Below are 22,536 nucleotides of genomic sequence, written 5' to 3'. Positions count from 1 at the left end.
CCGGGTTGCGAGGTGGGGACCTGGGTCAGGCGACGATGTTGACCAGGCGGTTCGGGACGACGATGACCTTGCGGGGGTCCTTGCCGTCGAGGGCCGCCGCGATCTTGTCGTCGGCCAGGGCCGCGGCCTTGACCGCGTCCTGGTCGGCCGAGGCCGGGACCTGGATGCGCGAGCGCACCTTGCCGTTGACCTGGATCGGGTACTCGATCGAGTCCTCGACCAGGTACTGCTCGTCGGCGACCGGGAACGGCCCGTGCGCCAGGCTCTCGGTGCGGCCCAAGCGGGTCCACAGCTCCTCGGCCAGGTGCGGGGTCAGCGGCGCCACCATCAGCACCAGCGGCTCCACGACCGAGCGCGGCGTGCCCGAGGCCGACGCGTAGGTCTTGGTGATCCGGTTGTTGAACTCGATCAGCTTCGCCACGGCCGTGTTGAACCGCAGCTCGGCGAAGTCCTCCCGGACGCCCGCGATCGTCTTGTGCAGGGCGCGCAGCATCTCGGTGTCCGGCTCGTCGTCGGTCACCCGCAGCTCGCCGGTGCTCTCGTCGACGACGTTGCGCCACAGCCGCTGCAGGAACCGGTGCGAGCCGACGACGTCCTTGGTCACCCACGGACGCGAGGCCTCCAGCGGGCCCATCGACATCTCGTACAGCCGCAGCGTGTCCACGCCGTAGGCGTCGGCCATCTCGTCCGGCGACACCGAGTTCTTCAGGCTCTTGCCCATCTTCCCGTACTCGCGGGAGACCTCTTCGCCCTGGTAGAAGAACTTTCCACCGGACTCCTCGACCTCTTCGGCCGGGACGTAGACGCCGCGCGCGTCGGTGAAGGCGAACGCCTGGATGTAGCCCTGGTTGTACAGCCGCCGGTACGGCTCCTCCGAGGACACGTGGCCCAGGTCGAACAGCACCTTGTGCCAGAAGCGGGAGTACAGCAGGTGCAGCACCGCGTGCTCCACGCCGCCGACGTACAGGTCCACGCCGCCCGGGTCGTTGCCGCCGTGCGCCTGCGCGTTCTTGCCCATCCAGTACTGCTCGTTGACCGGGTCGACGAACCGCTCGGAGTTGTCCGGGTCGATGTAGCGCAGCTGGTACCAGCAGGAACCCGCCCACTGCGGCATGACGTTGGTGTCGCGCTCGTAGTCCTTGAGCCCGTCGCCCAGGTCCAGCTCGACGTGGCGCCACGCCTCGGCCTTGGCCAGCGGCGGCTCCGGGCGGGAGTCGGCGTCCTCCGGGTCGAAGGTGCGCGGCGAGTAGTCCTCGACCTCCGGCAGCTCGACCGGCAGCTGGTCCTCCGGCAGCGCGCGCGGCACGCCGTCCGAGCCGTAGACGATCGGGAACGGCTCGCCCCAGTAGCGCTGGCGGGCGAACAGCCAGTCGCGCAGCTTGTACTGCACGGTGCCGCGGCCGTGGCCGTGCTCCTCCAGCCAGGCGATCACGGTCTTCTTCGCGTCCGCGATGTCCAGGCCGTTCAGGCTCAGGCCGGTGGTCTCCGACGCGGAGTTGATGGCCGGACCGTCACCGGTGTAGGCGTCGCCGTCGAACCCGTCTGCCGGCTGCACCGTGCGGATGATCGGCAGCCCCAGCACCGTGGCGAAGTCCCAGTCGCGCTGGTCCTGGCCCGGAACCGCCATGATCGCGCCGGTGCCGTAGCCCATCAGCACGTAGTCGGCGATGAAGATCGGGATGCGGGTGCCGTTGACCGGGTTGGTCGCGTGGGCACCGGTGAAGACGCCGGTCTTCTCCTTGTTCTCCTGCCGGTCCAGGTCCGACTTCATCGACGCGGCACGCCGGTAGGCGGCCACGGCGTCCGCCGGGGTGGCCGCGCCACCGGTCCAGCGGTCATCGGTGGCGTCCGGCCAGGAAGCCGTGGTCAGCTCGTCGACCAGCGGGTGCTCCGGCGCCAGCACCATGTAGGTGGCGCCGAACAGGGTGTCCGGACGGGTCGTGAAGACCTCGACGGAACGACCGGAGTCGCCGACCGGGAACACCACGTTGGCGCCCTGCGAGCGGCCGATCCAGTTCCGCTGCATCGTCTTGACCTTGTCCGGCCAGTCCAGCCGGTCCAGGTCGTCGACCAGGCGGTCCGCGTAGGCGGTGATCCGCATCATCCACTGCTTCAGGTTGCGGCGGAACACCGGGAAGTTGCCGCGCTCGGTCAGCCCGTCCGCGGTCACCTCCTCGTTGGCCACCACGGTGCCCAGGCCCGGGGCCCAGTTGACCGGTGCCTCGGACAGGTAGGCCAGCCGGTGCGAGTCGACGATCTCGCGGCGCTCGTCCTCGGACAGCTCCGCCCACGGGCGGCCGTCCGGGGTGGCGCGGTCACCGGAGGCGAACTCGGCCTCCAGCTCGCTGATCCGCCGCGCGCGGCCCTTGCCGCCGTCGGCGTCCGCGTCGTACCAGGCGTTGAAGATCTGCAGGAAGATCCACTGCGTCCACCGGTAGAACTCGATGTCGGTGGTGGCGATGCGGCGGCGCTCGTCGTGGCCCAGGCCCAACCGGCGGATCTGACCCAGGAAGCGCTGGATGTTCGCCTCGGTCGTGGTCCGCGGGTGCGTGCCCGTCTGCACCGCGTACTGCTCGGCGGGCAGGCCGAAGGAGTCGAAGCCCATCGTGTGCAGCACGTTGCGGCCCTGCATCCGGTGGAAGCGGGCGTAGACGTCGCTGCCGATGTAACCCAGCGGGTGGCCGACGTGCAGACCGGAACCGGACGGGTACGGGAACATGTCCTGGACGAACAGCTTGTCCGCGGGCACCTCGCCGTCGGCGAGCGAACCCGCCGGGTTCGGCGCGTGGAACGTGCCGCGCTCGGTCCACTCCCGCTGCCAGCGCTGCTCGATCTCGGTCGCTGTGCCCGCTGTGTAGCGGAACGGCGGCACCTCTTCTGAAGAAGAGGCCGCCGCTGTGTTGACCTCTTCTGGCTGGCCAGTCATGTTCTGCGTCCTTCCCTGCTCCGCCGGAACGCGCGCGTTCGTGCGCTCTAGTGTGCCGTCCCCGGAAAACGGAAAACCCCCCAGGCCCTGGTCGGGCATGAGGGGTCGCCGCGCTGAACCGGTCTCACCGACTCAACGCGGCCTCGCAAGAAGCAGCCTCGCGCGCATGAAGCCAGGGTAGCGGACCAGGCAAAACGGTTTCCGGTCAGCCGTGCGGGGGCGTGTGGGGCAGGGCACCTCAAGCCGATGTCCGGCCGATCGGCCGCGAGCGGAGGTTTAGGCTGCTGGGGTGCTCGCTGTTCAGGTGATCCTTTGCGCGGTTCTGATCCTCGGCGGAGCGGCCCTGCTGCTGCTCGGGTTCCGGGGCGTTCGGGGTTCGCTGCCCCTCAACACCTACGTCGGCGTGCGGACTCCCGCCGCGATGCGCAGCGAGGAGGCGTTCGAGCTCGCCAACCGCGCCGCCGGTCCGGCGATGCTGGCCGCCGGTGCGATCGCCGCGCTGGCCGGGATCTCGATGCCGGCGCTGGCGAGCGGGTTCAGCGTCGCGATGGTCGCGGTGCTCGGCCTGGTCGGCGCGTTCGTGCTGATGACCCTCGGCGGGGTTGTGGGCAACCGGGCCGCGGAGACCGTGCCCGCCCCCGCTCCGGCCGGTGGCTGCGGCGGGTGTGCGGGCGGCTGCTGCGGCGGCTGACCAGCACGTTCGAGCCTGTCCCCAAGTTATCCACACCTAGTTGTCCACAGGGTGTGGAGAACTGGTGGTTTCCAGGAGTGCGGCACCACCGGGCGAGGCGCCCACGAGCAGTCCCTAGTTCAGCTTCACGTCGCCGGGGTGCGTGGCGAGGAACGCCAGGGGAGGCCCCTGCCTGCGCAGCACCCTCGACCACAGCTCGGTATCGGGATCGGCGATGACGTCGTCCGGCAGCGCGGGAACGATCAGCCAGTCACCCCTGTCGATCTCCCCGGCCAGCTGCCCGGCGTCCCAGCCCGCGTAGCCGGCGAAGAAGCGCAGCCCGCGGGCCTTGGGCGCGAGCTCCTCCGGATCCCCGTCCAGGTCGACCATCCCCACCGGGCCCCGCACGCCCACCACGCCGTCGATCGCCGAGAGGTCCTCGCCCGCGCGCAGCGTGGCCAGGCAGATGGCCGTGCGCTGCTCGACGGGCCCGCCCACGAACAACGACCGGGGGAGCGTGGCGTGGTCGCCCCACTTCGGGAGCACGTCGTGCACCGCGACCTCGCTCGGCCGGTTCAGCACGACGCCGAGGGTGCCCTCCGCGCGGTGGTGGATGACGTAGACGACGGTTCGCCGGAAGTTCTTGTCCATCAGCTGCGGAGCAGCGACCAGCAGCGTCCCCGGCTCCACCTCAGCGTCCGATCCCACCTCCGCATGATCTCACCGGATGGGCGGAGGTGACCCCTTCCTCGCGCAACAAGATGAGCGGAAAACGGGAAATCGATACGAATGGATGATGACCAGCGAGCATTAACGCTCACTGGTCATCATTCAGTATTAATAATGGGAGCCTTGAAGCTCACTGACCTGGGGTTTCGATGCCCTGATCCCGGGCCCAGCGGTGCAGCTCCTCGACGGCCTCCTCGCGGGACATCGGTCCGCGATCCAACCGGAGCTCCTTGAGGTGCTTCCACGCCTTGCCCACGATCGGCCCCGGCTCGACCCCGAGCAGACCCATGATCTCGTTGCCGTCGAGGTCCGGGCGCACCTTCGCCAGGTCCTCCTCGGCGGCGATCCGATCGATCCGCTCCTCGAGGTCGTCGTAGGCGCGCTGCAGGGCGTTGGCCTTGCGCTTGTTGCGCGTCGTGCAGTCGGCGCGCACCAGCTTGTGCAGCCGGGGCAGCAGCGGGCCCGCGTCGTTGACGTAGCGGCGCACCGCCGAGTCGGTCCACTGCCCGTCGCTGTAGCCGTGGAACCGCAGGTGCAGGAACACCAGGTCGGCGACCTGGTTGATGACGTCCTTGGGGTAGCGCAGCGCGCGCATCCGCTTGCGGGTCATCTTCGCGCCGACCACCTCGTGGTGGTGGAAGCTCACCCCGCCACCGGACTCGAACCGCCTCGTCGCCGGCTTGCCGATGTCGTGCAGCAGCGCGGCCAGCCGCAGCACCAGGTCGGGTTCGGCGTCCGGGTCGGCCGCCCTCTCCAGGTCGACGGCCTGGTCGAGCACCGTCAGCGAGTGGCTGTAGACGTCCTTGTGCTGGTGGTGCTCGTCGATCTCCAGCTTCATCGCCGGCACCTCGGGCAGCACGTGATCGGCCAGGCCGGACGACACCAGCAGCTCCACGCCGCGCCTCGGGAACTCGCCGCACAGCAGCTTCGAGAGCTCCACCTGCACCCGCTCGGGGGTGATCCGGGCGATCTCGGCGGACATCTCGGTCATCGCCGTCACCACCCGGTCGGTGGGGGTGAAGCCGAGCTGGGCGACGAAGCGGGCGGCGCGCAGCATCCGCAGCGGGTCGTCGGCGAAGGAGTCCTCCGGCGCGGCCGGGGTGTCGAGCCGCTTGTCGACCAGGTCGGTCATGCCGCCGTGCAGGTCGACGAAGGCGCGCTCGGGCAGCTGGATGGCCATCGCGTTGACGGTGAAGTCGCGGCGCACCAGGTCGCCCTCGATGGTGTCGCCGAAGGCCACCTCGGGATTGCGGCCGACGCGGTCGTAGCTGTCGGCGCGGAAGGTCGTGATCTCCACGGTGGTGCCGTGCCGGAAGGCGCCGAGCGTGCCGAACTGGATCCCGGTGTCCCAGATCGTCTCCGCCCACCCGGTCAGCAGCTCGCGGACCTGCTCGGGCCGCGCGTCGGTGGTGAAGTCCAGGTCCGTGCCCAGGCGACCCAGCAGCGCGTCCCGCACGCTGCCGCCGACCAGGTACAGCCGGTGCCCGGCTGCGGCGAACCGCGTGCCGAGCTCCTCGGCGACCGGTGCGACCTTGATCAGCTCGACGACCGCGTTGCGCTGGGCGTCCCGCTCCAAGGACGTCGGGCCGGAACCGATGGGCTGCTTGTTAGACACGATGAACCAGGGTATCGGCCGTGCGAGGGCACCCACGACGCACGCCCGGAAGTGCGCCGAGGTTCCACCGCCCGCGCCGCTGAGCAAGACGACCACGCGATCCTGGAGCAACTACCATCAGGGGCATGCCCCCGTCGCCCGGCCGCTCCGGCGGTTCCCAGCCGGGGCGTCGAAACCGGCGCCGGCGGCGTCGGCTGCGGACTGTCGACGAGACCTCGGCGGGCGGGCTGGTGATCGACGGCGTCCACGGGCTGGCTGCGATCATCGGGAGGCTTGATCGTCGGGGGCGACTTCTGTGGTCGTTGCCGAAGGGTCACATCGAGCCTGGTGAGACGCCGGAGCAGACCGCGGTGCGGGAAGTCGCTGAGGAGACCGGCATCATCGGCCGTGTTGTGACCGCGATCGGCACCATCGATTACTGGTTCGTCGCGGGAAATCGACGGATCCACAAGACCGTGCACCACTTCCTGATGGATGCGGTGGACGGAGAGCTGTCCGACGAGGACGTGGAGGTCACCGAGGTGGCATGGGTGCCGCTCGGTGAGCTGGACGAGGTGTTGGCCTACGCCGACGAACGCCGGCTGGTGCGCCGGGCCCTGAGCCTGCGCGACGACGGCGATCACGGCGGTGTGGGTCTCGCGAGGAGCGAGCGCCTCGGGGCACGACCGACGAGAGGGAGCGGGACGGAGCAGGCGTGAGGTTTCTGCTGGCCGCGCTGTGCGCGCTGCTGATGGCCGCGATGCTGCCGGTCACTCCGGCGACCGCGCAGAGCGGCAGTTCAGCCGACTTCGACGTGACCAAGGTCACGCCCTCGGTGGTGGGTGGGGGTTCACCGGGCGAGGTCGTCGTCAGCGGCACGCTGACCAACCGCAGCGGACGCGCCTTGACCGGCGTCCAGGCCCGCATCGAGCGCGGCACCCCGCCGACCGGCGAACCCGCCGTCCAGCGCGCCATGCGCGAGGGCGTCAGCGGCATCACCGAACCGGCGTTCTCGCCGGTCACCGACCGGCTCGAACCCGGCCAGTCGCTGCCCGTCCAGGTCCGCATCCCGCTGACCGGCTCGAACTCGCTGCAGCTGAGCCAGACCGGCGTCTACCCGCTGGTGGTCAACATCCAGGCCGGGCGCAGCTCGGTCGCCGAGACCCAGTTCCTGCTGCCGGTCACCTCGCTGCCGGGGCAACCGCCGATGCGCCCCGCGCAGGCCACCCCGACGACGCTGGTCGTGCCGATCGTCGACACGCCGCGGCTGGAGCGCGAGGCGCTGCCGGGCGGTCGCGCGGTGCTCGTCGACGACCAGCTGTCCACCTCGCTGGCCCCCGGCGGCCGGCTCTACGACCTCGTGCAGGCCATCAGCGACAGCGCCCCGGCCGGATCCTCGCTGGGCAACGCGCTGTGCTTCGCCATCGATCCGGACCTGCTGATCACCGCCAAGGCCATGCAGGGCGGCTACCAGGTCCGCCAGCCCAACGGCGCCCTCGTCGAGGGCATCGGCCGCTCCGCCGCCGACCTGTGGCTGACCAAGCTGCGCCAGGCCACCACCGGCCGCTGCGTCATCCCGCTGCCCTACGCCGACGCCGACGTGGTCGCGCTGGGACGCGCCGGGCTCGACGACCTGGTCAACGGCGCGATGGACGGCGCCCAGCTGCTCAGCGCCCCGGACGGCCTGGGCGTCGAACCGCGCGACGTGATGTGGCCGATCGAAGGCGCCCTGGCCGAGCACCCCGTGGGCGACCTGCCCTCGACGATGCTGCTGGACACCCGCGCGGTGAACGTCCCGGCAGGCTCGCTGACCCCGGTCAAGCTGCGCGGCCAGAACCGGACCGCCATCCCGATCGACCCGCTGCTGGCGTCCGCGCTGGACCCCAACCGCGACACCAAGCAGGAGGTCACCGAACCCTCGCCGCCCAGCGGCGGCGCGCTGACCTCGCAGAACGCGCTCGGGGCGCTGGCCTTCCGGGCGACCGGCGGATACGTGCCGAACGCGACCTCGGTGCTGGTGCCGCCGCGCCGCTGGAACATGCGGGCCGACGACCTGCGCGGACTGCTCACCGGCATGTCGAAGCTGGACGCCGACGGGCTGATCCGCCTCACCGCGCTGCCCTCGCCGAACCCGGCGACGCTCGCCGAGGCCGACCTGACCTACCCGGTGCAGGCCGGCGGCTCGGAGATCCCGCGCGAGGCGATCGACAAGCTGGCCGCGCAGAACTTCAGGGTCGGTGACCTGGCGCGATCCTCCGAATCGGACCGCGCCCAGACCGTCTCGCCCGGCCGGGTCACCACCCCGCTGCGCAACGGCCTGCTGCACGGCGTCTCCAGCGCCTGGCGCGGCAACTCCGGCGCGGCCGAGGACTGGGTCCGCCGGGCCACCGGGCCGATCAACGACATGCTCGGCAAGGTCCGCATCGAGGAGTACCCGGGCACCACCAACCGGCTGTCCTCGGACAGCCCGATCCCGGTCACCGTGGTCAACGACCTGCCGTTCACCGTCGGCATCCGGTTCAAGATCCCCACGGTTCCCGGCGTCGAGGTGCAGCACGACTTCGGCGGCGGCCTGGCCACCGTGCCCGCCAACGGGCGGCGCCAGTTCATGCTGGAGGCCTCCGCGCAGCGCGCCGGCCGGTTCATGGTCGACATCAGCGTGACCGCCGACGCGGGCACTCCGCTGGGCACCACCAAGCGGCTGCCGATGGAGTCCACCGAGTACGGCGCGATGATCCCGTGGCTCACCGGCATCGCGGGAGCCGTGCTGGTGCTGATGTCGGTGCGCCGGATCGTGAAGAAGGCCAAGGCCCGTCGGGAGCGCACCGCGGCAGCTCAGAAGTCCGCGGCCGAGGCGGAGACGCAGCCGCTGGCGCACGCGGTGATCTCCTCCCGGCCCGCTGCCGAGGGCGACCGCGACCAGGGCTGACCGGGTGGCCGAGAACCGAAGCAAGTTCGCGAACTGCTTCTGAGATCCTGGTGCGAACGTCCCGGTGCTCCCGGGTGGCGCAGGCGGGTAAGGATTGAGGCAGTGAACCGACAAGATCCACGGCGGACGAGCGGGCAGCCGGACGGCCCGACCATGCCGATCCACCGCACCCCCGTACCGGGCGCGGGCGGCAGGCAGGGCTGGCACGTCGCCGAGACGCAGCCGATCGCCGCGATCCCCGCCGAGCCGGGACCGGACCAGGCGTTCGAGCAGTCCGCCGAGCAGACCCAGGTCATCCGACCGGTCTCGCCCGGCAAGCCGTCGCTGCTCAAGGCCAGCGGTTCGATGGCCATCGCGACGCTGATCAGCCGGATCACCGGCTTCCTGTGGAAGCTGCTGCTGGCCTTCGCGGTCGGCTTCGGCGTCGTCAACGACTCGTTCAACGTCTCCAACACGCTGCCCAACAGCATCTTCGAGCTGCTCATCGGCGGCGTGCTGACCAGCGTCGTGGTCCCGGTGCTGGTGCGCTCGCAGAAGGCCGACGCCGACGGCGGCGAGCGTTTCGTGCAGCAGATGATGACGCTGGCCGTGGTGGTGCTGGGCATCGGCACGCTGATCGCCGTGGTCTGCGCCCCGCTGCTGACCTGGATCTTCGTCACCGAGTCGGACACCTCGAACACCGAGCTGGTCAACGTCCTGGCCTACCTGCTGCTGCCGCAGATCTTCTTCTACGGCCTGTCCGCGCTGGCCGGCGCGATCCTGCAGTCCAAGCAGATCTTCAGCCCGCCGGCCTGGGCGCCGGTGGTCAACAACCTGGTCGTGATCGTCACGATCGGCGTCTACATGCTGCTGCCGGGCGAGATGTCGGTGAACCCGGTGTCGATGACCGACGCGCACGTGCTGGTGCTGGGCATCGGCGTCACGCTCGGCGTGGTCAGCCAGGCCGCCATCCAGGTCCCCGCGCTGCGCGCCACCGGCTTCACCTTCCGCTGGCGCTGGGGCTGGGACTCGCGGCTGTCGGAGTTCTCCGGTCTGGCGCTGTGGATGCTGGCCTACGTCGCGGTCAGCCAGGTCGGCCTGGTCGCGCTGAGCCGGGTCGCCTTCACCGGCGACGCGGGCGGTTGGTCGACCTACAACTACGTGTGGATGCTGCTGCAGCTGCCGTACGGCGTCATCGGCTTCTCGATCATGACCGCGATCCTGCCGCGCATGTCGGCAGCCGCGGCGGACGAGGACTACGCCAAGGTCATCGACGACCTGTCGCTGGGCAACCGGCTGTCGACGGTGACGCTGATGCCGGTCAGCGCGGTGATGACCGCGCTCGGCGTGCCGCTGGCGCTGTCGCTGTTCGCGCTGCGCGGCGAGACCGGATCGGCCACGACACTCGGTCTGGCGCTGGCGATTTCGGCCTTCGGCGTGCTGCCGTACGCGCTGACGATGATGCAGATGCGGACGTTCAACGCGCTCAACGACGCCCGCACCCCGACGCTGATCATGGTCGTGATGACCGTCGCGAAGGTGCTGCTGGCGGTCCTGGTCGCCGCGATGCTGCCGTCGGACCAGATCGTGTTCGGCCTGACCTTCGTCAACTCCTTCACCTTCATCGTCGGCTGGCTGGTCGGCGAGGCGTGGCTGCGGCACCGGCTCGGCCCGCTCGGCAGCAGCCGATTCCTGGTGACACTGGGAAAATCCCTCGTCGCCTCGGTGATCGGCGGACTCGCCGCGTGGGGTGTCGCGATCGGCATCGACGCGCTCGTCCCGGGTTCGGCGGGCGCCGGAACCGGATGGCTCCAGCTGCTGATCGGCAGCGTTGTGGGATTCGCGGTCATCTTCGGGTTGATGTCGATGCTTCGAGTGGCCGAACTTCAACCCGCGATCGGGCGCCTCACCGGTTTGCTGCGTCGTCGCTGACATTCGCGTCACGTACCCTCGTCTAGGAAGTCTCCTTCCGTGAGGGCAACCCGTAGGCGGACCGGAAGGAGCGGGAGAGGGAAGGTGACCAGCAAACCCACCGAGCGGATCGCGGCGGACAGCGACGAACCGGAAGCCGATTCTTCGGCTGAGCAGCTCACTCCGGGCCGGGTCTTGGACCACGGCCGGTATCGGCTGCTCTCCAAGGTCGGCTCGGACGAGCGCTGCAACGCCGAACTGTGGCGTGCCAAGGACGGAGTCCTGGGCCGCGACGTCGCGCTGACGATCCTGATCGGGGATCGCGCCGACGCGCAGGCCGCCACGAACGCGCGACGCACCCTGGAACGCGCGATGCACGCCAGCACCTTCAACCACGTCGGCGTCGCGCGGGTGCTCGACGTCGTCACGCAGTCCGCAGGTGATCCGCCCGGCGTTCTCGGCCTGGTCATCGCCGAATGGACGCACGGCACGGACCTTTTGGACCTGGTCGCCGAAGGACCGCTGCCTCCCGGAACCGCCGCTCGGCTGATGCAACCGCTGGCCGCCGCGGTGGAATCGGCGCACCACGCCGGTCTCGTCCTGGGCGCCGACCACCCGCAGCGCATCCGGGTCACGCCCGAAGGCGAAGTGCGGATGGCGTTCCCGGGTCCGCTCTCGCACGCCTCCTCCAGCGACGACGTGCGGGGGCTCGGCGCCGCGCTGTACCTGCTGCTGACCGGGCGCTGGGCGCTCGGCGACACGCCCGAGGGACTGCCGTCGGCTCCGACCGGACCGGACGGGAACCTCGTCGCGCCGCGCACCCTCCGCCCGACCGTGCCGATGGAGCTGTCCACCGTCGCGGTTCGCGCGCTGGGCAACCCGGATTCGACCGGCACCACCGGGGGAGTCCGGACCGGTGCCGCCGTGCTGCGGGTCCTGGAGCAGTACGCGACCTACGAGCCGGCGAACACGCTGTCCAACGGCGCGCCTCCGGCCGAGTCCAACGAGGTGTGGCGCCGCGACGACCCGAAGCCCGACCAGGCCAAGCGCCGCAAGCTCGCGATCAGCGTCGGCGTGCTCGCGGTGGCGACGATCCTGGTGATCGGCTGGATCGCGGTCGGCGTGATCGGCATCTTCACCGAGTCGAACCAGTCCAGCGGCACCGGCACGGTGATCGAGGGCAACAACCCCGGAACCAACACCCAGCAACCGCCCGCGCAAGCGGCACCGGTGCGGGTCACGGAGGGGACGTCGTTCACCGCCCAGGGCGAGCCGGACGCGCCGGGGCGGATCAACAACCTCTTCGACGGTGACCCGGGCACCTACTGGTCGACCTTCGGCTACTTCCAGCAGCTCGGTCCGGGCGGCATCAACACCGCCACCGGTGCCGTGCTGACGCTGGAACGCCCGTCGGTCTTGCAGCAGGTCGTCATCAACTCGCCCAGCCCGGGTTCGAAGGTCGAGATCCGCCAGGTCGACGGGTCGCCGAGCATGAGCTCCAAGCTGCTCGGCAGCGCGGTCCTCGGCGCGGGCGACACCCCGATCAAGCTGGAGGCGGTCGCCCCCAGCAGCAAGATCATGGTGGTGCTCACCCAGCTGTCCCAGAAGGGCGGCGAGTTCTCCTCGCAGATCAACGAGGTCACGGTCACCGGCTCGGTGGCCTGACCGCCGGAACGACGAAGCGGATGTGATCGCAGTCACGGTCACATCCGCTTTTTCTTTGGCTGACCAGGAGAATTCGATTCCATTTCCGCACGGGGCCCTACCCGTGATGCACGGTCAGTATTGTCTTGAGCCGTGTCTGTCCCTGCCCTCTCAGACGCCGATCTCATAGCGGCGCACACCAACGGGGATCCACATGCGTTCTCCGAGCTCTTCCGCCGACATCGGGACCGGCTGTGGGCCGTGGCCCTGCGGACCATGCGCGACCCCGATGAAGCGGCGGACGCGTTACAGGACGCGATGATCTCGGCCTTCCGCAACGCCGCGTCGTTCCGCGCCGAATCGGCCGTCACGACCTGGCTGCACCGGATCGTGGTGAACGCGTGCCTGGACCGGATCCGGCGCCGCCAGGCGCGGCCCACGGTTCCGCTGCCCGAGACCGGTCCCGAACCGGCGGTCCCGCGCGACGCGATCGCCGACCGGGACACCAGCATGGTCGTGCAGGAAGCCCTGTCCCAGCTCCCCGAGGACCAGCGAGCGGCGATCGTGCTGGTCGACGTGGAGGGGTATTCGGTGGCCGAAACCGCGGTGATGCTCGGCGTCGCCGACGGCACCGTCAAGAGCCGATGTGCACGCGGCCGGGCAAGACTCGCGAAACTTCTGGGGCACCTGCGGAACCCAAGTGCAGATGCGAACGTCCCAGATGACGCGATGGCAATGCGTCGACGGGAGGGACGATGAGTGGGGAGAGCCGGCGCACGGGGGCGCCGCAGGGACCACCTTGGTCCCTGGACCTGCTGGCCGATCTGCACGCAGGAGTGCTGGACGGACCGACCGCCGACGAACTGCGTCGTCAGGTCGAAGCGGACCCGGAGGCCAGGGAGATCATGGCGGCGCTCGACGCCACCACCACCGATCTCGCCGACCTGCCCCCGCTGACCGTTCCCGACGACGTCTCGGCGCGCATCGACGCGGCGCTGCAGGACGAGGTCCGGAACTGGACCCGCGAGTCCGCGCCCGCGCAACCCGCGCAGCAGATGCCAACGATGTCAGCGCCCGCCGGGAACGGGGCGCAGGTCGTCGACTTCGCCGCGGCCAAGGCCCGCCGACGTCGCAGGACGACCATCGGTGCCGGGCTGGTCGGCGTCGCCGCTGCGGCTGCCGCCGTGGTCTTCGCGGTGCTGCCCGGAACCGGCGACGACGACAACACCGCCCAGCCACCGGTCCCGACCTCCACCCAGCCGGGTGCGGGACCCAGCGCTCCGCTGGCCCTGGCCGGTGACCAGGTCAGCCTCGACGGACAGCAGTTCTCGCAGGTCATGACCTCGGACCAGTACGTGTCCACGCTCGCCGACCCGCAGCAGCTGATCGGCTGCCTGCAGGCCAACGGCGTGCGGGGCGGCAAGCCGATGGGCGCTCGCGAGATCACCCTCAACGGCCGACCCGCCCAGCTGCTGATCCTGCCCGGCGGCGGCCTCGGCAAGTTCCGCCTCTTAGCTGTGGGAGCGGACTGCGGCCCGGGCAACCCCTCGACCGTCTCCGACAGCACCTTCGGCGGCTGAACAGCACGGCCCGCAACGCGCCCGGCTCCCGCATCGTGGGAGGCACCGGGCGCGTTGTGCTGTGACGCACCGGGTCCCGGGGTTCGGGAACATCGCCGAATAGGATCGCGTTGATGCCAATACGGTCGCGCTCAGCGCGGCGGAGACGCTACGAAGGGAAGGGGCGCGGTGACCAGCGACGTCCGCAACGTGATCATCGTTGGTTCCGGTCCTGCCGGCTACACCGCTGCGGTGTACGCGGCACGGGCAGAGCTGGAGCCGGTGATCTTCGAAGGAACCCAGTTCGGTGGGGCACTGATGACCACCACCGACGTGGAGAACTACCCCGGGTTCAAAGACGGGATCATGGGTCCCGACCTGATGGAGCAGATGCGGTCGCAGGCCGAGCGCTTCGGCGCCGAGCTGCGCACCGAGGACGTCGAGAGCGTCGACCTCTCCGGTGACGTCAAGACCGTCGTGGCCAACGGGGTCGAGCACAAGGCCCGCGCGGTCATCCTCGCGATGGGTGCCGCCGCGCGCTACCTCGGCATCCCGGGCGAGGAGACCCTGCTCGGACGCGGTGTTTCCGCCTGCGCCACCTGCGACGGGTTCTTCTTCCGCGACCAGGACATCGCCGTGATCGGCGGCGGTGACTCGGCGATGGAGGAGGCCACCTTCCTGACCCGCTTCGCGAAGTCGGTGACGATCATCCACCGCCGCGACGAGTTCCGCGCCTCCAAGATCATGCTGGAGCGCGCTCGGGCCAACGAGAAGATCAAGTGGCTGACCAACAAGGCCGTCGAGGAAGTCCAGGGCGAGGGCAAGGTCGCCGGGCTCAAGCTGCGCGACACGGTCACCGGTGAGACCTCCGAGCTCGCCGTGAGCGGCATGTTCGTGGCCATCGGTCACGACCCGCGCAGCCAGCTGGTGCGCGACCAGGTCGCTCTCGACGACGAGGGCTACGTGCAGGTGCAGCAGCCCAGCACCCACACCGGCGTGCCCGGCGTGTTCGCCTGCGGCGACCTGGTGGACCACACCTACCGGCAGGCCATCACCGCCGCCGGGTCCGGTTGCTCCGCCGCGATCGACGCCGAGCGCTGGCTCGCCGAGAACGAGACCCCGCAGGCCGAGATCGCCTCCGAGCTGGTCGGCGGCGGCTACGGGGCCTGAGCCCCGGCGCGCACCGCTCGACACCCAGACCACTTCAACCCGAGCAGAGAACAGGGAGATGAACATGGCCGGCAACACCGTGACCGTGGACGCCGATTCCTTCAAGAGCACCGTGCTGGACAGCGACAAGCCCGTGCTGGTCGACTTCTGGGCGACCTGGTGCGGCCCGTGCAAGATGGTCGCCCCGGTGCTGGAGGAGATCGCCGACGAGCACGCCGACAAGATCACCGTCGCCAAGCTCGACATCGACCAGAACCCCGGCATCTCCCGCGACTACCAGGTCATGTCGGTCCCGACCCTGCTGGTCTTCCAGAACGGCCAGCCGGTCAAGCAGATCGTCGGCGCCAAGCCCAAGGCCGCGCTGCTGTCGGACCTGTCCGACTACCTGTGATTTCGCTGTGAAGTCAGCCTCGTTTTGAGGCAACCGAATAACGCGCGCCCGCCGTCTTGTCGATAGGACAGTGACGGCGGGTTCGTGCTTTCACGGCACCGCCGCTGCGGTGGGACTCGTTTCCGCCGCAGCGAGGGATCATTCGTGTACGGTCCGTTGTCGCACGTCCGGCCCGGTGCTCGTAGGCCGCAGCGCCGGGGTACGGCGCACAAGGCACAATGACCCGACGGGTCCGCCCACCCGCGGGCCCGCTCCGCAAACGCAGAACTCGGGAGAATCCCGACTATCCTCCGCGTCGGTCTCGCCGACGCCTGAATCGAGCGAGGAGTGCATGCAGCTGCTCCACCGCGGTGACGTCGGTCCGGCCGTTGCCGAGATCAAGAACACCCTTGCGTCGCTGGGACTGCTGCCGGCAAACGGCCGGCCAGGGCCCGCGCTCTTCGACGAAGCGGTGGAACAAGCGGTACGCGGCTTCCAGCAGCAGCGGGGCCTGATCACCGACGGAGTCGTCGGCCCGGCGACCTACCGCGCGCTGACCGACGCCCGCTGGCGCCTCGGCGACCGCTCGCTGGCATTCCTGGTGTCCAAGCCGGTCAGCGGCGACGACGTGTTCGCCCTGCAGGAGCGCCTGCTGGAGCTGGGCTACGACGCGGGCCGCCCGGACGGCATCTTCAGCGCCGAGACCGAGCAGGCGCTGCGCAGCTTCCAGCGCGACTACGGGCTCACCCCGGACGGCATCTGCGGCCCCGGAACCTTGCGCGCGCTCAAGCAGCTCGCCCCCAAGGTCCGCGGTGGCCGCCCGGTGTTCCTGCGCGAGCAGGAGAAGGTCCGGCGCGCCGGTCCGCGGTTGCGCGGCAAGCGCATCGTGATCGACCCGGGCCACGGCGGCGGCGACCGCGGCGTGACCGTCGGCGACGTCTCCGAGGCCGACCTGACCTGGGACCTGGCCCGCCGGCTCGAAGGCCGGATGGTGGCCACCGGCATGGAAGCGCTGATCACGCGCGGACCGAACGCCTGCCCACCCGACTCGGACCGCGCCGCGTTCGCCAACGAAGCGGGCGCCGACATGTTCCTGTCGCTGCACGCCGACGCCAACCCGTCCCCGGGAGCCGAGGGCGTGGCGAGCTTCCACTTCGGCACCGGCAACGGCACCACCTCGACGGTGGGGGAGGCGCTGGCCGGGTTCCTGCAGCGCGAGATCGTCGCCCGCACCGGCATGCGCGATTGCCGCACCCACCCGAAGACCTGGGACGTGCTCCGGCTGACCCGGATGCCCGCGGTCCGCATGGAGATCGGCTACCTGACCAACGAGCACGACCGCAACCGCCTGCTCGACCCGTCGTTCCGCGACGTGGTGGCCGAGGGCCTGCTGGTCGCGGTGAAGCGCCTGTACCTGCTCGGCAAGGACGACCAGCCGACCGGAACCTTCACCTTCGACGACCTGCTGCGGCACGAGCTGGCACGCGCCGAGGGAGCCTGAGAGCCTCTCAACCGCTCGGTGGCGACACCTGGAGCGAAGAGGCGCGCCGCGCGTTCTGAGCGGCTCTCAGGCGAGGAAAACCGGGGAGCCGCTCAGTTCCCGATCGAGCATTCGGTCAGGCACCGCCGACGGCCGGTTCCGCCGTCTTGATGGTCACGGACGTCAGCAGGCGCTCCAGAGCCGCCTCGACGTCCTCCTTCCAGCTGATGGCGGTGCGCAGCTCCAGGCGCATGCGCGGCCACTTGGGGTGCTGGCGGACGGTCTTGAATCCGACCTGCTGGAGGAACCCGGCCGGGATCACGCAACCGTCGGCTTCGCCGGTCAGATCGCCGAAGGCCTCGACGGCCTTCACGCCGCGCCGGGTGAGGTCCTTGGCGACGTTCTGCACCAGGACGCGCCCCAGGCCGCCCTCCTCGAACTCCGTGGTCACCTTCAACGCCGTGAGCAGCACGGCATCCGCGCTCACCGGCGCGGTGGGGAAGGACGCGGCACGCGGAACGGCGGCCGGCGGCGCGTAGATCGCGTATCCGGCCGGGACGCCGTCGACGTAGATGATGCGACCGCAGGAGCCCCACTCCAGCAGGACGCTGGAGACCCAGGCCTCCTTCTCGAGCTCGGTCTCGCCGAACTCCTCCGCCTGCTCCCTGATGTGCGGTGCGAGTTCCCAGTAGACGCACCGGCGACACCGCGGGGGCAGGTGGTCGAGGTTGTCCAGCGTGATGCCGACCACGCGTCGCGACACCTGACCTCCTGGCAAGCCGCAATTGCCCGCACGCGACCACGGCGGGTTGAGGTCAGAATAAGCCGCTGTCCGGCCGGACGGCTAGCACCGCTACTCACCCGCACCGTCTCGATGGGGTGACATGCCTAACCACAACCGAACCAAGATCCAACGGGCGGACTCCGGCGACCAGCGCCAACCTGTTGTTCCACGTGAAACAACGGCCGAAAAGCGCCCGGGGCGCCCGCCCTCACCAGGCACGAGCAGGGCCACCGACGAGAGACCTGTTACACAGGCGATACCGCGAAACGATAGGGACTATAGAATCGCCCGATCGTTTGTACGAGCTGCAAACGCGCTGGTGCGCCTAACCGAAACGGGAGCGCGATATGTCGGATCAAGGAAGCCAACCGGACCAGCCTGACCACTCCGTGGACAAGGCGGCCCGCAACCTGGACGCGTACCGGGCTCGTTACGCCGAGCGGACCGCCGGGATGACCGCCTCCGAGATCCGAGCTCTCTTCGCCGTCGCCAGCCGTCCCGAGGTGGTGTCGCTGGCGGGTGGCATGCCGAACCTCGCCGCCCTCCCGCTGGACTCCCTGGCCACCGAGGTGGCCAGGCTGGTGTCCGAGGACGGGCAGGTCGCGCTGCAGTACGGCTCCGCTCACGGCGTGCCGGAACTGCGCGAGCAGATCTGCGAGGTCATGGCCCTGGAGGGGATCAGCGCCCACCCGGACGACGTGGTGGTGACCGCCGGCTCCCAGATGGGCCTGGACATGGTGACCCGCATCTTCTGCGACCCGGGTGACGTGATCCTGGCCGAGGGGCCGTCCTACGTGGGCGCGCTGGGCTCGTTCGGCGCCTACCAGGCCGAGGTCGTTCACGTCGCGATGGACGAGGACGGCCTGCAGCCCGAGGCGCTGCGCCAGGCGATCGCGGACCTGGGCAAGCAGGGCAAGCGGATCAAGTTCCTGTACACGATCCCGAACTTCCACAACCCGGGCGGCATCACGCTGGCGGTGAACCGGCGGGCGGAGGTCCTGGAGATCTGCCGCCAGGCGGACATCCTCGTCGTGGAGGACAACCCGTACGGCCTGCTGGGCTTCGACGGGAAGCCGTACCCGGCGCTGCGCAGCATGGACCCGGACAACGTGGTGTACCTGGGTTCGTTCTCGAAGACGTTCGCGTCGGGCCTGCGAGTGGGCTGGGTGCTGGCCCCGCTGGCGATCAGGGAGAAGCTGGTCCTCACGGCCGAGTCGGCCACGCTGTGCCCGCCCACGCTGAACCAGATGATCGTCTCCCGCTACCTGTCGACGCACGACTGGCAGGGCCAGATCAAGATCTTCCAGGAGCAGTACCGGGAACGCCGCGACGCGATGATGTCCGCGCTGGAGCAGCACATGCCGGCGGGGTGCACGTGGACGAAGCCCGAAGGCGGCTTCTTCGTCTGGCTGACCGTGCCGGAGGGCGTGGACACCAAGGCGATGCTGCCGCGTGCGGTGACCCAGCGGGTCGCCTACGTCTCGGGCACCGGCTTCTACCGGGACGGGTTCGGCAGCCGCCAGATGCGGTTGTCCTTCTGCTACCCCACGCCGGAGCGGATCCGCGAGGGTGTGCGCCGGCTCGCCAACACGCTGTCCGAGGAGATGGAGCTGGTTCGCACCTTCGGTACCGTGCCGCCCAGGAGCGTGCCGGGACCGCAGGCGCCGTCGCCCGACACCGCGTGAGTTTTCCCCATCCACACGACCGGTCCACTGCGCCTGATCTGGTGCAGTGGACCGCTACTTTTCCGAGGTGCTGAAGAGAGTGTCTGATCGCTGGGTTGCCGTGCTCGCCGGTGGGCTTTCGCACGAGCGCGATGTGTCGCTGCGTTCCGGCCGCCGGTTGTCCGCCGCGCTGCGCTCGGTCGGCATGACCGTCGCAGAGTGGGACGCCGATGCCCGGCTGCTGTCCCGACTCACCGAGGAGCGGCCGGACGCGGTGGTCATCGCCCTGCACGGCGGGGAAGGGGAGAACGGCTCGGTGCAGGCCGTGCTGGACATGCTCGGCATCCCCTACGTCGGAACCGGTCCGCACGCTTCCCGTCGCACCTGGGACAAGCCCACTGCGAAGGCTGAGGTGGCCCGTGCCGGGCTGACGACGCCGGACTGGGTGGCACTGCCGCACGCGACCTTCCGCGAGCTGGGAGCGCAAGCAGTGCTGGACGCGCTCGTGAGCAAGCTGGGTCTGCCGCTGATGCTCAAGCCGGACCAGGGCGGCTCGGGGCTGGGCGCCCAGGTGGTGCGCGACGCGGCGAACCTGCCGTCGGCGATGGTGGGCGCGCTGTCCTACGGCGACGCGGTTCTCGTCGAGCGCTTCATCGAGGGGACCGAGGTCGCGATCACCGTCGTCGAGGGACCGGACGGTCCGGAGGCGTTGCCGGCCGTCGAGATCGAAGCGGCCGACGGCGTCTACGACTACACCGCTCGCTACACCGCCGGGCTGACGAACTACCGGTCCCCGGCGGACATCTCCGCCGACACCGCCGCGGCGGCGGGAGAGCTGGCGATCGCCGCGCACAAGCTGCTCGGGCTGCGCGACATCTCCCGGACGGACGCGATCATCGACACCGACGGCGTCCCGCACTTCCTCGACGCGAAGGTGTCGCCCGGGCTGACCGAGACCTCGCTCCTGCCGATGGCCGTCGAAGCCGCCGGGCGCTCGCTGGGGGAGACCTACGCCGGACTCGTCGAGCGGGCGATCAAGCGCGGCGGCTGACTCGCGCGTTTCACGTGAAACAAAAGCGGCGGACTCCGTGGAGTCCGCCGCTTTTTCGTCGATCGCCGACCGTCACCGTGATCGAGCCATTCGATCACGATCAGTAATCATCACCGTGACGTAAGGCCCCGGTGTCATTCCTCGCTGATTCCACGGGCCTCGTGACCCAAGATCAACTCCGCGATGCGCTCAAGATCGTCAACCGAGCCGTATTCGATGACGATCTTGCCCTTCCGGCTCCCGCGGGCCACCTTCACCTTGGTGTCGAAGTGGTTCGCGAGCCGGTCCGCCAACCGATCGAACCCAGGCGCCTGGATCTGCTTCTTCGCCGAGGACTTCTCCTTCGCAGGAGCCTCGGACTTCTTGAGCGTCACCTGCTCCTCGGTCGCGCGGACCGAAAGACCCTCCGCGACGATCCGCTTCGCCAGGTCTTCCTGATGCCCGACGTCCTCGAGGCTCAGCAGCGCGCGGGCGTGGCCGGCCGACAGCACGCCGACGGCGACCCGACGCTGGACTTCGAGGGGGAGGCGCAGCAGCCGGATGGTGTTGGTGATGACCGGACGGCTCCGACCGATCCGGTCCGCGAGTTCATCGTGGGTCACGCCGAACTCGTCCAGCAGCTGCTGGTAGGCCGCCGCCTCTTCCAGCGGGTTGAGCTGAACGCGGTGGATGTTCTCCAGCAGCGCGTCCCGGAGCAGTGCGTCGTCCTTGGTCTCGCGGACGATCGCGGGGATGTACTCCAGACCCGCCAGCTGGGAAGCGCGCCACCGGCGCTCGCCCATGATCAGCTCGTACTGATCGGCCTCGATCTCGCGCACCACGATGGGCTGCATGAGCCCGAACTCGCGGATCGAGTGCTCCAACTCGTTGAGCGCTTCCTCGTCGAAGACCTGACGAGGCTGCTTCGGGTTGGGGTTGATCGATGCGATGGCGATCTCTTTGTAGACGGCACCCGCGACGGATCCCTGCGCCTCGCTCTCCGTTTCACGTGAAACGGAGGGCTCGGGCTGGGAGCCGCCGTACGCGGGCCCACCACGCAAACCTGAGGTCGCTCCGCCCAGCGTGGCGCCATCCGCACCGGCTGGGGGAGCGCTCGGGATCAGCGCGGCGATACCGCGGCCCAGACCACCTCGTCGCTCGGTCATGCTGTCTTCCTTTCGGCACCCCGCTCCGCGATCTCTCGCGCCGCGTCCAGGTAGCTCATCGAGCCTCGTGATCCCGGATCGTAGGTCAGCACAGTCTGACCGAAGCCCGGAGCCTCAGAAATCTTCACGCTACGCGGAATCACCGTCCGCAGGGTCAGGTCTCCGAAATGACCGCGCACCTCGGCGGTGACCTGATCGGCGAGCTTGGTCCGCCCGTCGTACATCGTCAGCAGGATCGTCGAGACCCACAGAGCCGGGTTGAGGTGGGACTGCACCAGCTCGATGTTGCGGAGCAGCTGTCCCAGACCCTCCAGCGCGTAGTACTCGCACTGGATCGGGATCAGCACCTCGTGCGCGGCGACCAACGCGTTCACCGTGAGCAGGCCGAGCGACGGAGGGCAGTCCACGAAGACGTAGTCGAAGTCCAGCGCCTCGACCGCTTCGGAGTTCAGCGCCTCCTTCAGGCGGCCCTCCCGAGCCACCATGGTGACGAGCTCGATCTCCGAGCCGGCGAGGTCGATCGTGGCCGGGACGCAGAAGAGGTTGTCCGACTGGGTGCTCTTGGCCGCCGCGTCCGCGACGCTGATCTCACCGAGCAGCACCTCGTAGACCGAGGGAACGCCACCGCGGTGCTCGACACCCAGCGCGGTGCTCGCGTTGCCCTGCGGGTCGAGGTCGATCACCAGAACCTTGAGGCCGTGCAGCGCCAGACCGGCCGCGAGGTTCACCGTGCTCGTCGTCTTGCCGACGCCGCCCTTCTGGTTGGCCACGGTGATGATGCGCCGGTTCTTGGGGCGGGGGAGGTCCAGCTCGTCGGGGTGCAGCACGCGCGTGGCGCGCTGCGCCTCCTCCATGATCGGAGTCCAGCCGATGTCGTCCCGGCCGAAGCTCATGGCGTTGGTCTCCGGGCCGGAGGGGAATCGCATGGCGC

At 69.7% G+C, this 22,536-nt stretch carries 17 protein-coding genes and 1 pseudogene; 12 read left to right on the top strand and 6 right to left on the bottom strand.

Translation table 11 applies throughout. The features are described 5' to 3' along the window. Nucleotides 1–25: 25 nt before the first annotated feature. Nucleotides 26–2,926 carry a leucine--tRNA ligase gene (leuS, locus tag KBO27_RS00590; RefSeq protein WP_210968056.1) on the bottom strand — a complete coding sequence of 967 codons (2,901 nt, stop codon included), beginning with the start codon at nucleotides 2,924–2,926 and terminating at the stop codon, nucleotides 26–28. A 289-nt stretch (nucleotides 2,927–3,215) separates the two neighbouring features. Here leuS and KBO27_RS00585 point away from each other — a divergent pair, with 289 nt between their 5' ends. Next, complete coding sequence (locus KBO27_RS00585; protein ID WP_132677498.1) at nucleotides 3,216–3,617, top strand: SdpI family protein; 402 nt, start codon at nucleotides 3,216–3,218, stop codon at nucleotides 3,615–3,617. A gap of 114 nt (nucleotides 3,618–3,731) precedes the next feature. Here the strand turns inward: KBO27_RS00585 and KBO27_RS00580 are convergent, their stop codons facing one another. Together KBO27_RS00580 and KBO27_RS00575 are read right to left on the bottom strand one after the other, a co-directional pair. Continuing rightward, on the bottom strand, nucleotides 3,732–4,304 hold the full coding sequence (locus KBO27_RS00580; protein ID WP_210968055.1) for a YqgE/AlgH family protein: 573 nt from the start codon (nucleotides 4,302–4,304) through the stop codon (nucleotides 3,732–3,734). A gap of 151 nt (nucleotides 4,305–4,455) precedes the next feature. Next, nucleotides 4,456–5,940 carry a CCA tRNA nucleotidyltransferase gene (locus KBO27_RS00575; RefSeq protein ID WP_307870173.1) on the bottom strand — a complete coding sequence of 495 codons (1,485 nt, stop codon included), beginning with the start codon at nucleotides 5,938–5,940 and terminating at the stop codon, nucleotides 4,456–4,458. 125 nt (nucleotides 5,941–6,065) lie between these two features. On the opposite strand from KBO27_RS00575, the gene KBO27_RS00570 reads away from it, so the two are divergent. The 9 genes and pseudogenes from KBO27_RS00570 to KBO27_RS00530 all read left to right on the top strand — a co-directional run bounded on the left by KBO27_RS00570 (nucleotide 6,066) and on the right by KBO27_RS00530 (nucleotide 16,982). Then, nucleotides 6,066–6,638: an NUDIX hydrolase gene (locus KBO27_RS00570; RefSeq protein ID WP_210968054.1), complete on the top strand. Its 573-nt coding sequence runs from the start codon at nucleotides 6,066–6,068 to the stop codon at nucleotides 6,636–6,638. Next, nucleotides 6,635–8,848 carry a DUF6049 family protein gene (locus tag KBO27_RS00565; RefSeq protein ID WP_210968053.1) on the top strand — a complete coding sequence of 738 codons (2,214 nt, stop codon included), beginning with the start codon at nucleotides 6,635–6,637 and terminating at the stop codon, nucleotides 8,846–8,848. Before KBO27_RS00570 ends, KBO27_RS00565 begins: the two co-directional genes overlap by 4 nt. Nucleotides 8,849–8,950: 102 nt before the next feature. Next, entirely contained in the window at nucleotides 8,951–10,759 is a 1,809-nt protein-coding gene (gene murJ, locus KBO27_RS00560) for a murein biosynthesis integral membrane protein MurJ (RefSeq protein ID WP_307870172.1), read from the top strand. Between the two features lie 84 nt (nucleotides 10,760–10,843). Beyond that, nucleotides 10,844–12,403 (top strand): protein kinase family protein, encoded by a 1,560-nt coding sequence (locus KBO27_RS00555; protein ID WP_210968052.1) that lies wholly within the window; start codon nucleotides 10,844–10,846, stop codon nucleotides 12,401–12,403. A 132-nt stretch (nucleotides 12,404–12,535) separates the two neighbouring features. Next, entirely contained in the window at nucleotides 12,536–13,141 is a 606-nt protein-coding gene (gene sigM / locus KBO27_RS00550; RefSeq protein WP_132685526.1) for an RNA polymerase sigma factor SigM, read from the top strand. Further along, nucleotides 13,138–13,962: an RsmA family anti-sigma factor gene (locus KBO27_RS00545; protein WP_210968051.1), complete on the top strand. Its 825-nt coding sequence runs from the start codon at nucleotides 13,138–13,140 to the stop codon at nucleotides 13,960–13,962. The genes sigM and KBO27_RS00545 overlap by 4 nt, the downstream gene beginning before the upstream one ends. 168 nt (nucleotides 13,963–14,130) lie before the next feature. Beyond that, nucleotides 14,131–15,111 (top strand): thioredoxin-disulfide reductase, encoded by a 981-nt coding sequence (gene trxB, locus KBO27_RS00540; protein WP_210968050.1) that lies wholly within the window; start codon nucleotides 14,131–14,133, stop codon nucleotides 15,109–15,111. 43 nt (nucleotides 15,112–15,154) lie between these two features. Further along, nucleotides 15,155–15,502: pseudogene (trxA, locus tag KBO27_RS00535) on the top strand (thioredoxin); the annotation flags it as partial. Nucleotides 15,503–15,833: 331 nt separating this feature from the next. Then, nucleotides 15,834–16,982 carry an N-acetylmuramoyl-L-alanine amidase gene (locus tag KBO27_RS00530; RefSeq protein ID WP_132677506.1) on the top strand — a complete coding sequence of 383 codons (1,149 nt, stop codon included), beginning with the start codon at nucleotides 15,834–15,836 and terminating at the stop codon, nucleotides 16,980–16,982. A gap of 115 nt (nucleotides 16,983–17,097) precedes the next feature. Here KBO27_RS00530 and KBO27_RS00525 read toward each other — a convergent pair whose 3' ends face one another. Next, nucleotides 17,098–17,724, bottom strand: coding sequence for a GNAT family N-acetyltransferase (locus KBO27_RS00525; RefSeq protein WP_132677507.1), 627 nt, complete (start codon nucleotides 17,722–17,724; stop codon nucleotides 17,098–17,100). A gap of 368 nt (nucleotides 17,725–18,092) precedes the next feature. Here KBO27_RS00525 and KBO27_RS00520 point away from each other — a divergent pair, with 368 nt between their 5' ends. Together KBO27_RS00520 and KBO27_RS00515 are read left to right on the top strand one after the other, a co-directional pair. Continuing rightward, nucleotides 18,093–19,430, top strand: coding sequence for an aminotransferase-like domain-containing protein (locus tag KBO27_RS00520; protein WP_210968048.1), 1,338 nt, complete (start codon nucleotides 18,093–18,095; stop codon nucleotides 19,428–19,430). Nucleotides 19,431–19,509: 79 nt separating this feature from the next. Then, nucleotides 19,510–20,460 (top strand): D-alanine--D-alanine ligase family protein, encoded by a 951-nt coding sequence (locus KBO27_RS00515; RefSeq protein WP_132677509.1) that lies wholly within the window; start codon nucleotides 19,510–19,512, stop codon nucleotides 20,458–20,460. Between the two features lie 134 nt (nucleotides 20,461–20,594). On the opposite strand, the gene KBO27_RS00510 is transcribed toward KBO27_RS00515, so the two are convergent. Then, the gene (locus KBO27_RS00510) at nucleotides 20,595–21,605 is read right to left on the bottom strand and encodes a ParB/RepB/Spo0J family partition protein (protein WP_210968047.1); all 1,011 of its coding nucleotides are present in this window, start codon (nucleotides 21,603–21,605) and stop codon (nucleotides 20,595–20,597) included. Beyond that, complete coding sequence (locus KBO27_RS00505; protein WP_281420613.1) at nucleotides 21,602–22,531, bottom strand: ParA family protein; 930 nt, start codon at nucleotides 22,529–22,531, stop codon at nucleotides 21,602–21,604. The genes KBO27_RS00510 and KBO27_RS00505 overlap by 4 nt, the downstream gene beginning before the upstream one ends. Nucleotides 22,532–22,536 lie beyond the last annotated feature (5 nt).

Source organism: Saccharopolyspora endophytica (assembly GCF_018070075.1).
In the GTDB taxonomy this organism is placed as follows: domain Bacteria; phylum Actinomycetota; class Actinomycetes; order Mycobacteriales; family Pseudonocardiaceae; genus Saccharopolyspora; species Saccharopolyspora endophytica.
This window is presented reverse-complemented; position numbering and strand designations above follow the sequence as displayed.

Bases quoted from the DNA above. Each gene is read 5' to 3' on its own strand.
- leuS (WP_210968056.1), bottom strand. From the start codon at position 2,926: ATGACTGGCCAGCCAGAAGAGGTCAACACAGCGGCGGCCTCTTCTTCA.
- KBO27_RS00570 (WP_210968054.1), top strand. From the start codon at position 6,066: ATGCCCCCGTCGCCCGGCCGCTCCGGCGGTTCCCAGCCGGGGCGTCGA.
- KBO27_RS00545 (WP_210968051.1), top strand. From the start codon at position 13,138: ATGAGTGGGGAGAGCCGGCGCACGGGGGCGCCGCAGGGACCACCTTGG.
- KBO27_RS00530 (WP_132677506.1), top strand. From the start codon at position 15,834: ATGCAGCTGCTCCACCGCGGTGACGTCGGTCCGGCCGTTGCCGAGATC.
- KBO27_RS00520 (WP_210968048.1), top strand. From the start codon at position 18,093: ATGTCGGATCAAGGAAGCCAACCGGACCAGCCTGACCACTCCGTGGAC.
- KBO27_RS00510 (WP_210968047.1), bottom strand. From the start codon at position 21,605: ATGACCGAGCGACGAGGTGGTCTGGGCCGCGGTATCGCCGCGCTGATC.
- KBO27_RS00505 (WP_281420613.1), bottom strand. From the start codon at position 22,531: ATGCGATTCCCCTCCGGCCCGGAGACCAACGCCATGAGCTTCGGCCGG.